The organism is Paenibacillus sp. FSL R5-0486 (genome assembly GCF_037975155.1).
GTDB classification, from domain to species: domain Bacteria; phylum Bacillota; class Bacilli; order Paenibacillales; family Paenibacillaceae; genus Paenibacillus; species Paenibacillus amylolyticus.
Genome location: NZ_CP150237.1, coordinates 769261 through 783515, shown reverse-complemented (window position 1 = coordinate 783515; position 14255 = coordinate 769261). Strand labels below are relative to the sequence as shown.

The 14255-nt window shown below is 48.1% G+C and carries 12 protein-coding genes; all 12 read right to left on the bottom strand.

What is annotated here, in order from left to right; genetic code table 11:
* Positions 1–312: 312 nt before the first annotated feature.
* Positions 313–1554, bottom strand: a complete 1242-nt coding sequence (locus tag MKY01_RS03630; RefSeq protein WP_339285391.1) for a rhamnogalacturonan acetylesterase — start codon at positions 1552–1554, stop codon at positions 313–315.
* Positions 1555–1626: 72 nt separating this feature from the next.
* The gene (locus MKY01_RS03625; RefSeq protein WP_017690747.1) at positions 1627–2466 is read right to left on the bottom strand and encodes a carbohydrate ABC transporter permease; all 840 of its coding nucleotides are present in this window, start codon (positions 2464–2466) and stop codon (positions 1627–1629) included.
* A gap of 2 nt (positions 2467–2468) precedes the next feature.
* The gene (locus MKY01_RS03620; RefSeq protein WP_047841423.1) at positions 2469–3371 is read right to left on the bottom strand and encodes a sugar ABC transporter permease; all 903 of its coding nucleotides are present in this window, start codon (positions 3369–3371) and stop codon (positions 2469–2471) included.
* Positions 3372–3510: 139 nt separating this feature from the next.
* The gene (locus MKY01_RS03615) at positions 3511–4794 is read right to left on the bottom strand and encodes a sugar ABC transporter substrate-binding protein (RefSeq protein ID WP_076254936.1); all 1284 of its coding nucleotides are present in this window, start codon (positions 4792–4794) and stop codon (positions 3511–3513) included.
* A gap of 221 nt (positions 4795–5015) precedes the next feature.
* On the bottom strand, positions 5016–6569 hold the full coding sequence (locus MKY01_RS03610; RefSeq protein WP_076254939.1) for a response regulator: 1554 nt from the start codon (positions 6567–6569) through the stop codon (positions 5016–5018).
* Entirely contained in the window at positions 6544–8331 is a 1788-nt protein-coding gene (locus MKY01_RS03605; protein WP_076254942.1) for a histidine kinase, read from the bottom strand. The genes MKY01_RS03610 and MKY01_RS03605 overlap by 26 nt, the downstream gene beginning before the upstream one ends.
* Positions 8332–8581: 250 nt before the next feature.
* Positions 8582–9904, bottom strand: coding sequence for a stalk domain-containing protein (locus MKY01_RS03600; protein ID WP_339189919.1), 1323 nt, complete (start codon positions 9902–9904; stop codon positions 8582–8584).
* Between the two features lie 429 nt (positions 9905–10333).
* Positions 10334–10624, bottom strand: a complete 291-nt coding sequence (locus MKY01_RS03595; protein ID WP_101315103.1) for a hypothetical protein — start codon at positions 10622–10624, stop codon at positions 10334–10336.
* A gap of 24 nt (positions 10625–10648) precedes the next feature.
* On the bottom strand, positions 10649–11521 hold the full coding sequence (locus tag MKY01_RS03590) for an inositol monophosphatase family protein (RefSeq protein ID WP_036614103.1): 873 nt from the start codon (positions 11519–11521) through the stop codon (positions 10649–10651).
* Between the two features lie 98 nt (positions 11522–11619).
* A complete protein-coding gene (gene uvsE / locus MKY01_RS03585; RefSeq protein WP_339285388.1) occupies positions 11620–12621 on the bottom strand; it encodes a UV DNA damage repair endonuclease UvsE in 1002 nt (333 codons plus the stop codon).
* A 155-nt stretch (positions 12622–12776) separates the two neighbouring features.
* Positions 12777–13100 carry a hypothetical protein gene (locus tag MKY01_RS03580; protein ID WP_036614107.1) on the bottom strand — a complete coding sequence of 108 codons (324 nt, stop codon included), beginning with the start codon at positions 13098–13100 and terminating at the stop codon, positions 12777–12779.
* A gap of 30 nt (positions 13101–13130) precedes the next feature.
* Positions 13131–14231 carry a D-alanine--D-alanine ligase gene (locus MKY01_RS03575; protein WP_036614110.1) on the bottom strand — a complete coding sequence of 367 codons (1101 nt, stop codon included), beginning with the start codon at positions 14229–14231 and terminating at the stop codon, positions 13131–13133.
* Positions 14232–14255 lie beyond the last annotated feature (24 nt).

Here is a 14255-nt window from a genome sequence, read left to right as displayed (position 1 = left end):
CTGGGCAACTTTTGCTGGCTCGTTACTTCGTTTAACTCGCTACAGCTTTTAAACCCTGAATAGCTCGCAAGGCAGCCGCTTTGGCGGGCGGATCGGGCTGTGGGCCGCTGTTGGCTCGGGATTTCTATTCAATTCCCCCTCAGCAGGGGAAATCCCGCTCCAAAGGCGGACGCTTCGCTCCCTCTACCCGATTCCGCCCTTCTTCGCTGCTACGCTCGCTGTTTTTTAAAAGATTATTGCCTTCGCTATTCGCTGGGCAACTTTTGCTGGCTCGTTATTTAATTAACTCGCTTAATTATTAAGGGCATGAACCTACCGCAGATACATCTGCAACGGTTGCAATTGCAACTCGCGGATGGCTTCTGCTACCTGCTGGGCAAGGCGGCGGGCGCCTCGTTCCTGAAAATGCGTGTTATCCTCCACGCCTGATGGGAAGTTCACATACTCGCCTGGCAGTACCCACATAAAGTCGTCCTTAGTGCCTTCAACACCCGCTTGCTCGAACAGAAGACGGCTGCGCTCAGCCAGATCGATCAGCGGAACATCTTCCTCTTCCGCCAGCTCACGCACGGCGATGATATAATCGCCGTGCGTATCGGTCAATGTGCCATCATCCGCAAAATAGCGACGATGCACCGGGGTGATGAGCACCGGACGAGCCTTGGCTTCGCGTGCAGCATCGATATACTTTTTCAAATATTCCTTATATGTTGTGAATGGGTCCGTCCCACGTTCAGGGTCCGGCTTCTCATCGTTATGTCCAAATTGAATAAACAGAAAATCTTCAGGCTTGATTCGCTCCAGAATGGCGCTTAATCTGCCTTCATTAATAAAGCTGCGGGAACTGCGCCCTGACTGGGCGTGATTATCTACTGCCACATCATGTTTGAACTGTGCAGGCAGCAGCTGGCCCCAACCGCAATACGGATATCCACTTTCCGGCTGATCCGTTACGGTTGAATCCCCGGCAAGAAATACGGTCATGGTCTGATCCGCAAGAGTAATCTCCAAAGCATTAATTCTCGGTGCAGGACCGGAGAATGACAGACGAAGTCTGCCGCCGCGAACAACAACCGAGAATCTAACCTCTGCGTATTGTCCGGGAAGTGTGCGAATGGTTGGCAGTACAAGCCTGCCTTCACCAGCTTTCACGCGAGTCACTGTCTCAGCCAATTCATCCCCTGCAACAAGTAATACTTGGTAGGTTCCGTCGGGAACATCCATGATAAACGATGCTTTGAGCGGAATACAGAAGCCTGAATGCAATCGGGCAGACATGGTTGTCTGCCCCGGATTGTTATGATGTTGTTTCGTGGGATCCGACACATCGTCATCACGAATGCGTTGTTTCTCATACACCAGAGATCCTGCCTCGAATCCGTACCCTCCGCGTTCCTCATATGCGGTTGTTGCAGTTACTTTCAGATAATCCCCTGTCTCATCTGCTCTTCCCGAGTCCGGTCCAAAGTTAAACTTCCAGCTGGTCACGGACACTGCCTGGCCCTCTGCCGCTGCCTCCATGGCAACGGCCTGACTACCCTGAGCTTTATTCAAAAGCGATAACCTCCTTGGTTAACTTTCGTAAACGTTCATTCGGGCGAAGATACGAAGATACAGTAATCTGGCTTATCCTTTCAATCCGCTGGTGCTCATCCCTTGAACAATTTGTTTTTGGAAGATGAAGAACACAGCTACAACCGGAACCAGACTGACGATGGACATGGCGAACATTGCGCCCCAGTTGGAAGCAGATTCGCTATCGAGGAACATTTTCAGCGCCATCGACACGGTGTATTTATCAGGCGAGTTTAGGTACAATACCGGACCGAGCAGATCCTCCCATCTCCAGTAGAAGGAGAAGATGGCTGCAGTCGCCAGAGAAGACTTGATCAGCGGCATAATAATCTGGATATACAGTCTGAATTTGTTACATCCATCGATGGTTGCAGCCTCATCCAGCTCCTTCGGAATCGTTCGAATGAACTGTACCATCAGGAAGATGAAGAATGGCATTCCGAAGAATGTAGGTACAACGATTGGCAAGATAGTGTTCAACCAGCCGAGCTTCGTGAAAATGATGTACTGAGGAACCAATACCACGTCATGTGGCAGCATCAGCGTTAACATCATCAAGGAGAACCAGAATGTACGTCCCTTGAAATTCAGTCTGGCAAAACCAAAAGCGATCAGCGATGACGATATCACAGCACCGATGGTAGATATCACTACGATTACAAGTGAGTTCGTGATGTAATCCATGAACGGTCTTCCCGCTGTGCCTTTCCAGCCATCTACATAGTTGCTCCAGATCCACTCCGCAGGAAACAGGGTATCCGCTGTGACGAATATCGTACGGCTTTCCTTGAATGAACTGAAGAGCATCCATAGGACGGGATAGAGCATCAGGAGGGCAAGAGCTGCAACGAACAGGTGATAAATGGGCCATTTCACATTTCTCCAAACCATCGTTACTTCCCTCCTTCAGATTCGTAGAACACCCAGTACTTGGATGTCAGGAACACAGCTACCGTGAGTATACCGATCATGATCAGCATGATCCAAGCCATGGCCGAAGCATAACCCATGTTGTTAAACATAAATGCCTGACGGAACAGATATAGAGAGTACAGCATCGTACCGTCCATTGGACCACCTTCGCCTTTGGAGATTATATAGGCAGGTACAAACGTCATGAATGCTCCAATCGTCTGCATAATCATATTGAACAGGACGATCGGGCTAAGCAGTGGCAAGGTAATGCTGAAAAATTTCCGTATAGGATTCGCGCCATCCACACCTGCTGCCTCATACATCTCAGTAGGGATATTTTTGAGACCAGCCAGGAAGATCAGCATGGACGAACCAAACTGCCACACAGACAGTGAGATGAGCATAACGAGGGACGCATTCGGGTCACCAAACCAGCTTATAGGTCCGATCCCGATTGCCGTTAGAGCACTGTTGATAACACCCTCATTACTGAAGAGGTTACGCCACATAATGGATACGGCTACACTACCACCGATTATGGATGGCAGGTAATACAGCGTCCGGTACGTTCCAATCATACGAGAGCCAGTGTTTAGGACCATCGCTACGAAGAGGGCAAAGATCAACCTTAACGGTACCCCAATGAATACATACAGAAACGTCACTTTGACCGAGTTCCAATATTTCGGGTCATCAAAAAACATTTTGGTGTAGTTATCAAGCCCAATCCACCGCGGAGAAGTGAACAAGTTATAACTCGTGAACGACATATATAAGGACACAAACATGGGGATGAGTGTGAAGCCCAGGAAACCAATAATAAACGGGCTTATGAACGCATATCCAGTTAAGTTTCTACGTAACGACGAATACTGCCTCAATGGAACGAACCTCCTTCATGGATCAGCTTGCTCCCTCATCCTGGCTTCGGTCATCTGGACGGGGAAAGGCCCTCGCATTTGCGAGTAGCCCCATTCCCGACCATCCCTGAAGTGGGACGAGCAAGCCATCATTCAACTGTTATTTATTGTTCGCAAGTACAGATTCGGCGTTCTTGCGGAATGTCTCTGCTGCTTGTTCAGGTGTAATTTTGCCAAAGTTCAATTCTTCAACCACATCTGCTAGGGAAGAGATTACTTCAGGTGAACCAACCGGTGGCGGAGAACTCATTGGTGAAGCCTTAGGCTCCATGGCTGCTACGAATTCAAAGACTTGTTTCGTTGCGTCACTCAGCTCAGGTGCGATAGCTTCTTTGATTGCTCCTGAAATTGGCACACCGCGCTCACCTTTGATCAGTTTGTTGGCTTCCACGTCATTCACCCAGAAATCAATGAATTTAGCCGCTTCTTCCTTCACTTTGGAGTTGGACGTCACACCCCAGTACATACTTGGCTGCATATATAGTCCTTTTTCCATATCTGGTCCTGGCATTGGGGCGATTTCGAGTTGACGGTTCGCTACCTGTTGTAAGGCTACGAACTGGTTGGACCATTGCCACACGCCAATTCCTTTTTCCTTCACGAGATCTGATTCCTCAATAATGCCTTTGGTTTGGTTGGCTACATCCGGCGTAGGTGCTGCACCTTGCTCGATCATGCGGCGCATAAGTCCGAAGAACTCCACAAACAATTGATCATCATCATAACCAAGACCTGTTCCTTCCGCATTGTAAAGCGACAATCCTTTGGTACGCAGGAAGTAGTGGAAGAAAATATCCGGAGCTATCCCTCCATCCAAATACAGACCTTTATCTGCGGTTTGTTTACCCAGTGCTTCGTACGATTCCCAAGTCATATTGTCAGGGATTGCATCCACTCCTGCTTTTTTAAGCAATGCCGGATCATATTGGAAGCCCAGAACGTTAACACCGGCAGGTACACCGTATTGTTTACCGTTAATTACACCTGTGCTGATAACATTCTCGGACACATCGTCCACTTTGATCTGGTTGCCCAGATAAGGCGCTAGATCCTCAAGCTGACCATTCTGTGCATATTGGCTGATGTAGGAAATATCCATCTGAACGATGTCAGGCAACTGATTTGCCGCTGCTTGTGGTGCGAGCTTTTTCCAGTAGTCATCAAATGAAGCATATTCCACGTCGATTTTGACATTCGGGTTTTTCGATTTGTACAGGTCGATGACCTTCTGTGTATATTCATGCCTTGCATCCGAGCCCCACCAAGCGATCCGCAGGGTAACTGAGTCATCTCCAGATGCTCCTTCAGTTCCTCCACCTGAGCTACATGCCGCTGTAAACACGAGCAAAGCAGCCATCATCAGGAATATTGCCTTTTTCACCATGCCAATCTCCCCTTTTATGTTGATATGGTTGTATGAAAGAGTTATCTTCTCGTTTCTGATAACGCTTTCACAAACTTGTTAATGTCATTTTCGCAAATGTACGACCATAGTTGAATACACAAAACCGTCTTGTTGGTTCAAAAAACAGAGGAGGACAACAGTCCCCCTCTCGGCGCTGTTCGTCCTCCCCAGACATGAATCACATGATTGGTAGTCCATTGTTATATGCCGATCCTGCGGAATTCCGTAGGTGTCATCCCGGTCCACTTTTTGAACACCTGACTGAAATATTGTGAATTCCCGCCGAATCCGAACAATTCAGCAAGCTCAAATACTTTCACATCCCCGCCTCTGCGAATATGGTCACATGCGCGTTCAATGCGCAGGCGATTCACGTAGTTGGAGAAATTCTCACCTGTGACTTTTTTGAAAATCTTGCCCAGGTAATCGGGATTCATATACAGCATCTGATGGGCAACTCCATTGAGAGAGAGATCCGCCTCTCCATAATGACGATCCACGATATCCATCATCTTCTCCACGGCAGAAGACTGGCGACTGATATGGTTTTTGTAATAACCGGAAGTTAATCGGGCTGCACTGCTTGAAACAAAAGACTTCAAACCAGATAACGTATCGATATGCGGCAGTTCTGCCATACGCTGGGTGAATTCCGTTGCCTCCTCAGGCGGACAGACATGAACCATAGCTGAGTACAGCTGCACTACGTAAGAGCGGGTCACTTCAATTTCCAGTTGCTGACGCGATAATAGATCAAACAGACGATCCACCTCTACCGCTGTTTCCTCGGTATTGCCCGATTTGATCAACTGACACAGTTGCTCGGCATCCTGTTCTACATGCAATCCGTCGCATTCTCCGGCCAGTACCAGATCATTCTTCGTAATCAGCTTGCCTTCACCGATAAAAAAGCGATGGTTCAGATACTGCAACGCCTCACGAAACAACCGCCGGGACTGAATCATTCGATCTGCTTCACTCAGCGCAGCGGTCACTTCCAATTTATATAGTCTGGTGAATGCAGCCCTAACCTCTTCAATACTTTCTTTCAGTCCAGCCGGATCAGCTGAATCCGCGAGCAGAATGAGGAGTTTGCCTTCAATGGTTGTGCTTAACAGGACATGTGGGAGCAGGTCACTGGCAATGTTTTTGATCGCAAATAAGTGACTGTAATCATGTTCATCTACAATTCGGAACAACAGTAACCGAACTGCGTTCTCTTCAAGCTCCAGATCAAACAACTCCTGATAATACTCCAGATCAACCGGACCATAGGTGCGGTTGGTCATGAACTCCAGCAGAAATTGCTCCTTCACATGCGGAAGGACTCGCTGCAATCGCTGTTTCATCTCACCTGCAACATGCTCCTTCACCTGGGCATCCTGATGTTCCTGCAACAGTTCAGTTAACGCATCATGGATCTGATTCTCGTTGCAGGGCTTGAGCAAATAATGCTTCACACCATATTGCATCGCTCTGCGGGCATATTCGAACTCCTTGTAGCCGGATAACATAATAAAACGTACTCCCGGGTATGCTTCAGATGCCTTCTCTATGAGTCCGAGACCATCCAGACCCGGCATGGAAATATCCGTAATAATAATATCGGGTCGCGACTGCCCAATTTTGTCCAATGCTTCAATCCCGTTCCTCGCCGTATCCACCAATTCCGTTCCTGCCGCGGCCCAATCGACCACTTGGGAAATCCCCTCCAGAATGACACGTTCATCATCTACGAGCATCACTTTGTACATCGTCATCGTCCTCTCTGATCCAAGGTATGCTGATCGATACTACAGTTCCTGATCCGGGCTTGCTGCTCATCACCATTCCACCTTCATCACCGAAGGTCAGTCTGATTCGTTCCTGGATGTTAGATAACCCAATGCCCTGTCCTCTTGTCTGAATACGTCCTTCGTGTAGCTGTTCCAGGAATTCCGGTGTCATCCCCGGACCGTCGTCCTCAACTTCAATAATCACCTTATCTCCCTCTGCTCTCGCCCGGATACGAATCCGGCAAGGGTCAATGCTTGGTTCGAGTGCATAATGTATCGCGTTCTCCACCAACGGCTGTAATGTTAACTTCGGTATCCGTGCCGTTCCTACCTCCGGGGCAATTTCCATGTCGAAATCCAGTCTTTCCTCAAAACGCGTGCGCTGAATCGTCACGTAACTGCGGACAATGTCCAGCTCTCTTTCCAGCGTAATCCACTTCTCGGACATGTTCACAGAGCTACGCAACAGAAATCCGAGAGCCTCAACCATTTCCGAGATCTGTCGTTGCTTCTGTACTTTAGCCAGCCAGTTAATGGATTCAAGCGTGTTGTATAGAAAATGTGGATTAATCTGCGCCTGAAGCGCTTTCAACTCGGTCTCACGAATCACCAGTTGCTTGGCATAATTCTCATCAATCAATTCACGTATTCGTTGAAGCATCATCTTGAATGTGCGATGCAGCAGCCCAACCTCATTCTGTGGAGATATCGGAACATTGCCAAGGGCTGCCTCCTCCAGCTTATCCAGATCACCTTTTTCGATATTACGCATCTTTTTGATCAACTGCGCAATCGGATGGGTAATACTGCGAGAGAATCTCGCTCCAATGATAAGCGCCGCCAGAAAGATCATGATGAAGATCACCGTAACCAACTGTTTGACAAACTGGATCTTTTTAAACATCTGGTCAAACGGGGTTGTGTACAGATAGGTCCAATCCGTATAGGAAGAATGAGCACGAGCTACAAAGTGTCTCCCCTGTTCCAACATGGCAATTCCATAGGGCTGGGTACGCTTCAGTTCAGACTCAATCTCGGCTTCACTGACCGACGATTCTGTTGGATAGATCACTTCTTTTCCATCCGTAATGAGTAATTGGGAGTCCTCAGCCGGTTCTTGCATCTGGTCCTGTACAATTCGGTCCAGCCGGACACGGATGATCAGTGTGCCGAGGTCCTCCAATGTAAATGCTCCGCCAATAAAGGATTTCACCTGTCGAACCGACAAGAGTCGGGACTGTTTATCCCCACTGGTATGCCATGCATTGGAGCCCGAGTATTGCTGTCCCAGTGCAACCAGTTCCTTTTGCTTCGACTCCGAAATTCCCTCCCGATTGCCTGCGGCCATAACGTTATTATCATTATCGATAAATAGCATGGAATAGACGTATTTTTCGGAACCGGCATATGCGACTAACCTGTTGGTAATTTTTTTACGCAATCCATTTTTCTCGTAACCCGTTTCGGCCTTTTTCAGTTGGAGCAGATATTGCTGAAGCGGCTCGTCCGACATCACCTTGAAGGAGAGATTAGAAATTTCACGAAGTTGATTCTCAATACCTACCGAAGACATATTGAGGACCTGCGAGGATTTCTCATAGATCTGACGGTCATAGATGCTGAACACATATCGGAGTACGGACGCATAAAACGTAAAGCTGATCAACATCAAAAGTCCGATGAGAAGAATCGTTTTGTGATGAATCGGCAGTGTTGTGAAAGCGTTCTTAATTTTGTTCATCCTAAGCGCTCCTTTGGCTTGCGAGGGGTGCCTGTCATACTATGCATTAGTGGTTTTATTGTAAGTTATTTTCATATTTACACATCCATTGGTCATCTGACAAGATATATTTATGCAACATTTTAGGTCATTAGAGAAGGTATACATCTGTGTCAGCAACTCAAAAAGAACACAAAACAGCCAGAATACCTTGAACAGATCAAGGTATTCTGGCTGTTGAATAACATCATGTTAAAGTATGAAATACAATTTACGGATTCACAAAAACAGTTTTCAGCTTCGCTACATACTGCACATCAAAGCCAAGACCTTCAGCCACCATGGCAAGTGGTACATATGTTTTGGACTCTTTGCCTACCTTATTCAGGAATGCAGGTGTATCCACAGTAACCGATGCTCCATTTACCTTCACAGCATTGGCACCAATCTTCACCGCAACTTTCCGGTCTCCATATGTAATGGTTGCGGTTGAAGTTTTGTTATCCCACACCGTAGTAGCACCGACCGCATTCACGATGTCTTGAATCGCCACAAAGTTTTTGCCGTTACGGATAATCGGTTTGTACGGAGTATTTAATGTTTTGCCACTCACAATAATGTTCATCGGCTCACCTGTCGCAGGTGTAGTCAGCTTCGTGTAGTCGCCCCAGATCGTTTTGGCAAATACTTCGGCAATGGCCGCATATCCAAATTGGTTCGGGTGGAAATCACGATCTTTGATCATATGTGTCATCGTGCCTTCACCACCAACAAACTCCTTGGCCACGTGTGCGACTTTGACATCGGTACCCTGAGCAGTGAATTGTGCTGCAATGCCATCAATGGTCTGTGTGAAACCTTGGGATGCCTCCATCAGTTTAGCATAGAGTGCCTTGCCTGCTACTTCTGGCATCGGTTGATACTGATCGGCGATGACAATTGTAGCTGTCGGATTAATTTCATGGATATCATTAATCGTTGCACTTACATTGGCTGTATATGTTGCGAGTAATTCTTTTACCTTCGCTTGCAGATCCTGATCACTCAGTTTGTCTGCTGTACCGAGAAGCTCAGATACATCATTTCCCCCAATGGTAATTGCAACCAGATTGGCCTGTGCTACACTCTCACGGATTGCAGCAGTATTGGCTCCGATCTGTCCCGCTCTTGGATCAGGAAGACTTGGTTGAATGGCTTCAGAAGTCAGCGTTTTGCCATCCTTAATTGCAGTAGTAAAGTTTTTCAGACCACTGGTTTTCAATCCGGCAATCCCGTAGTTGTCCACCTGTGTACGTCCATGCAGCAAACCTTGCTCCTGGAGACGTTCTACATAACCATAAGGCAATTCTTTTGTGTTGGGCTCATAACCTACCGTTATGGAATCTCCCAATGTGACGATGCGGAACTCCTTAGTTACGGCTACTGCATCTTTCTTCGCTGTCAGCGAAGTCTCGTTTGTACCCGCTGGCAATACACCGGTTTTGGTGTCAGCCGCGTGTGCAGGCAATGCAGATGATGTAAAGAGCAGCATTCCTGCCAACATGCTTACCGTTAAACCGGCAGCTGTATTTTCCCATATACGTTTACGCTTCATTCAGGTAACACTCCTTCTCGCAAATCTATAATAATTTACACTAATATACGTGTTCAAAAAGGGCGGTTTTCAGTACCGAGAAGATGGGATGAAGCTAGAAATGGAGTAGCGGAGCGTAGGAAAACTACGTGAGCAACCAAAATGTTTCCTTCGGAAACATACTTCGTAAGCCTCCCACTTATTTCGGCTGAATTCCATATTCGATGCTGATGATGCCGTTAGGCATCCTTCGTAATCAAAAGCGGACTTTTTGAACAACCTCACTAATATATAGTACATTGGTCATTCCAATGACATAGGTTGGTGTTACTCTATTCTATCATTTTAAAGTAGGCGTTGTCCTCTCCACTGAGAGCACACATGAAATAACAGACTCCCTGAAGGGGAGTCTGTTACTGGTTAAGCTCAGCTATGACGTTCAGTGATTAGTTAAGATTGCGGCTTATTTGAGTCTTCAGCAATCAAATGACCCTTGTCGCTCTCCGGTTTGTTCCCGGTAGCTCGCTCCAGATATCGATCATAACGATCATCCACTTCACGTGCCATCTTCCGGTACTTTAACGTTTCCTCGACAATTGGATCACGTTCTGTCTGGATTCGCACTTCATATTTGGGAGGAATCAGCTGGCGTTCACGCTGATTGGTGTCGCCGGACTCTTCCATGTCCCCTTCCGTCAGCATATCACTGAGCCGTCGTTCCAGTTCTTTGGATTCATCCATTGTTTTCGCTCCTTATAATGAATTTCATTCCAAGCCGGTTGCTTTCGCTTCCTTCAGCACATCCGTCAGCGCATCATGGATTTTGCCATTGCTAGCAACAACATGGTTTACAGACAGTTGGTAAGGCGTTCCGATGGTATCGGTCACCTTGCCACCTGATTCTTCAACCAACAGTGCACCTGCGGCAATATCCCACGGTTTCAATCCAACTTCGGTGTAGGCGCTGAGGCGTCCTGCGGCAACATATGCCAGATGGAGGGCGGCAGATCCGCCTGCACGCAAGTTACGAACTTGCGGAGCAAGCGCCTGCACAGCCGCCATATTCAGTGGCAACGCAAAGGTTGTGTCTGCCGGGAATCCAACCGCAATCAGGCTCTGAGCCAGTTCTTGTTCACCAGATACAAGCATCCGGTTTCCGTGAACATATGCCCCTTTCCCTTTTTCCGCAACAAACATCTCATCACGGGAAGGGTCGTAGATCACGCCGACAATGACTTCACCATTGTGAGCCAATGCGATGGACACCGAATAAAACGGAAATCCGTGTACAAAGTTCGTCGTTCCATCCACAGGATCAACAATCCACAGGAACTCTTCTTCCTCAGCCTCTTTCAGTGCTTTTGCCGAAGCTTCCGGTCCCGGTTCAACGCCCTCTTCACCCAGAATGGCATGGTGGGGAAAATGCGTGAGAATCAGGCGGCGGATCATCTGCTCCGCTCCTTTATCCACTTCGGTCACCAGATCTTGGGGTGAATATTTGGTACCAAGTTCAGCTACCGTCCCAAGACGGCTTTTGATCCATTCGCCAGCTTTGGAAGCTGCATTAATGGCAACGGCAGTATAGCTTTTGCTTGTCACGACATAAGGTGTCTTTTCCTTCTCATTCAAAGCGTTCACTCTACTTTCTATATCAATCTACGAAAAGTTGAAATACTTGTTAAAAGTATACGCCCCACAGGTCATAAAGTTTCTCGTTGCCCAGGCCCCTTTTGGCACTACGGATGAATGATGACGGTAGACTCGTCCACCCACTCCACACCCTCTTCGTGATAGAATGCCAGCTTCTGCATCAGTTGCACAAGAGCCTCATCCTTCCGTTTGGCCTCAATCATCACGTCAAGTCTTGGGGTGTCTGCTGCGATATGACGCAAGAAATCGAGCATAGGCTCTACCTCCACACCATCGGCATGACCTCGCAGATCCTTCTCACTCTTTGGACTGGAGACATGGATTTTGGGTGGCAATGGCTGATCAGCCGGTGAATCTGCCTGGGCAAGCGGTGACTGCCAGGTCTTTAGAATATCAGGCCACAGATCCCATGCCTGTTCTCCTTCGTTGTTCACCCAATGGTGATGGATATCCAGTACCATGGGCAATCCCAAGCGCTGGCACACGGCAAGTGTCTCAGGCGCATTGAACGTTTTATCATCATTTTCGAGTGTGAGCCGCTCCTGAATGTCCCGATCCAGCTTCAAAAAGTTTTCTTCAAAACGAAGCGCCGCCGAAGGCTTGTCCCCGTATGCACCACCAATATGTATATTGTTCTTGGCAGTGGCATTCAGCCCCATGGCATCCAGCATCCGAACATGATGACGAAGGTCGCGAATCGAGTTGCGCAGAACTTGCTCGCGGGGGGTACTAAGTACGGTAAAATGATCCGGATGAAAGGACACACGCATATGATTTTCCTTCACAAAATCACCAATGGCCGCAAAGTCCTGCTTCAGCGCCGGGAACGGGTCCCAGTCATTCAGGTCCTCGTGTGTTGCCAGTGGAATCAATTTGGAAGAGAAGCGATATACATGAATATGGCTACCCTTGTTGTGCCTGAGCAAACGTAATGTATTGTGCAGGTTCTCGGCTGCAATCCGTTCGAGCTTGCGGATCGCCGCTTCCCTGTCATCGATTTTGTTAAAACTCGACATGGTCATGGTCCGGGAAGGCGAGGCGTTCTCTATAAGCACGGACATTGCCACGTAACCAAAGCGTACGAGCATGAATCTCTTCCTCTCTATTAGGGCGGAGAACCCACACGGCATATTCAGCCGTCAGGATGTACCGTCACTGTATATAACCAAGTTTTACCCTAAAAGAGTGACCATAATCGTATTCTGGCAAATCCGTCCTTCCGACCCGCACTTACAGTCAACAACTATTCCTGTGCTTGCTCTCCAAAGAACATCTCATCTGCAAGGGCAGTCTGAATGCGTGATTCTTCCTCAGTCAATTTGCGGATGAGTTGCATCTCCACCTCAGTTACCTCTTGCCCCTGGAAGTTGATCTCCGCAATGGAAACCACGATCTTGACGATGGCTACAGCCACGTTATCCGGTGTGTATGCAATCACTTTCTGGCCGGTAGGAAATACCCGGAAGCCCTGTTTGACCATTTTGCCGCGTCCGTATTCAAGCAGTTCGAACAGCTCCTGCTCATTCTTGAACTTGCATACGGAATTGAATTCAGTCTGAAATCCCATGCATATCCCTCCTGATCTTGTGGTCGCAGGCTACGCCTGTACGCCGTTCTCGTAATTCAGTGCCTGCTTGCGGTTGTAACGCTCCAGTGCCAGTTCAATCATGCGATCCAGCAGTTCGGCATACGATACACCTGTCTCACGCCAAAGAAGTGGATACATGCTGTATGGTGTGAAACCAGGCATGGTGTTGACTTCATTAATAAGCAAAGCGCCGTCATTTTTCCGAATGAAGAAGTCCGCACGTGAAATACCGTTACCTTCAATCGCACGGAACGCCTGCAATGCTGCCTCGCGAATGCGATCTGCGGCCTCTGGGTCCAGTGGAGCTGGAATCAGCATCTGTGATTGACCATCAATATACTTGGCTGCATAGTCATAATACTCACCGGAGGATACGATCTCACCTGGAACGGAAGCCATGGGCTCGTCATTGCCGAGGACGCTGACTTCAACCTCGCGTGCTTCAACGAACTCCTCAATGACAACCTTCGTGTCATACCGAAGTGCAAACTCGACAGCTGTCTTCAACTCATCGCGGTTACGTGCTTTGGAGATGCCTACACTGGAGCCCAGATTTGCCGGTTTGATAAAACAAGGATACCCCAGCTGATCTTCGACCTGTACGATCATTTCGTGCTCTGTCTGCTTCCATTGTGTCGCGTTAAAATACGTAAAGGCACATTGGTCAATGCCAGCCTGTGCAAACAGCTTTTTCATGACCACTTTGTCCATGCCGCCAGCCGAAGCGAGTACACCTGCACCTACATATGGCATATCCGCCATCTCAAACATGCCCTGAATGGTGCCATCCTCTCCAAACGTACCATGCAGCAGAGGGAACATCACGTCCAGCGCTTCTGCTCCGCCATACAAACGGCCAAACAGTGCGTTCAGCGCATCCTGCGTTCCGCCTGCCGATTGCTCCAGCTTCAAGTCTTCAATCTGCGCGAACGGCGCATGCATGACAGGTCCTTTTTTCCACGTACCCTGCTTGGAGATATAAAAAGGAACCAGTTCATACTTTTCATAATCAAATGCGTTTGTTACAGCAAACGCCGTTTGCAGCGACACCTCATGCTCGCCCGATTTTCCGCCGTACACGACGCCTACTTTTAATTTATCCATACTCATGTGTACCCTCCGATTATCTGTGCC

What these genes read in the sequence shown, in the direction of transcription:
- MKY01_RS03610 (WP_076254939.1), bottom strand. Translation starts at nt 6,569, where the DNA reads ATGTACAAAGTGATGCTCGTAGATGATGAACGTGTCATTCTGGAGGGG.
- MKY01_RS03600 (WP_339189919.1), bottom strand. Translation starts at nt 9,904, where the DNA reads ATGAAGCGTAAACGTATATGGGAAAATACAGCTGCCGGTTTAACGGTA.
- MKY01_RS03580 (WP_036614107.1), bottom strand. Translation starts at nt 13,100, where the DNA reads ATGGGATTTCAGACTGAATTCAATTCCGTATGCAAGTTCAAGAATGAG.
- MKY01_RS03605 (WP_076254942.1), bottom strand. Translation starts at nt 8,331, where the DNA reads ATGAACAAAATTAAGAACGCTTTCACAACACTGCCGATTCATCACAAA.
- MKY01_RS03595 (WP_101315103.1), bottom strand. Translation starts at nt 10,624, where the DNA reads ATGGATGAATCCAAAGAACTGGAACGACGGCTCAGTGATATGCTGACG.
- uvsE (WP_339285388.1), bottom strand. Translation starts at nt 12,621, where the DNA reads ATGCTCGTACGCTTTGGTTACGTGGCAATGTCCGTGCTTATAGAGAAC.
- MKY01_RS03615 (WP_076254936.1), bottom strand. Translation starts at nt 4,794, where the DNA reads ATGGTGAAAAAGGCAATATTCCTGATGATGGCTGCTTTGCTCGTGTTT.
- MKY01_RS03625 (WP_017690747.1), bottom strand. Translation starts at nt 2,466, where the DNA reads ATGGTTTGGAGAAATGTGAAATGGCCCATTTATCACCTGTTCGTTGCA.
- MKY01_RS03575 (WP_036614110.1), bottom strand. Translation starts at nt 14,231, where the DNA reads ATGAGTATGGATAAATTAAAAGTAGGCGTCGTGTACGGCGGAAAATCG.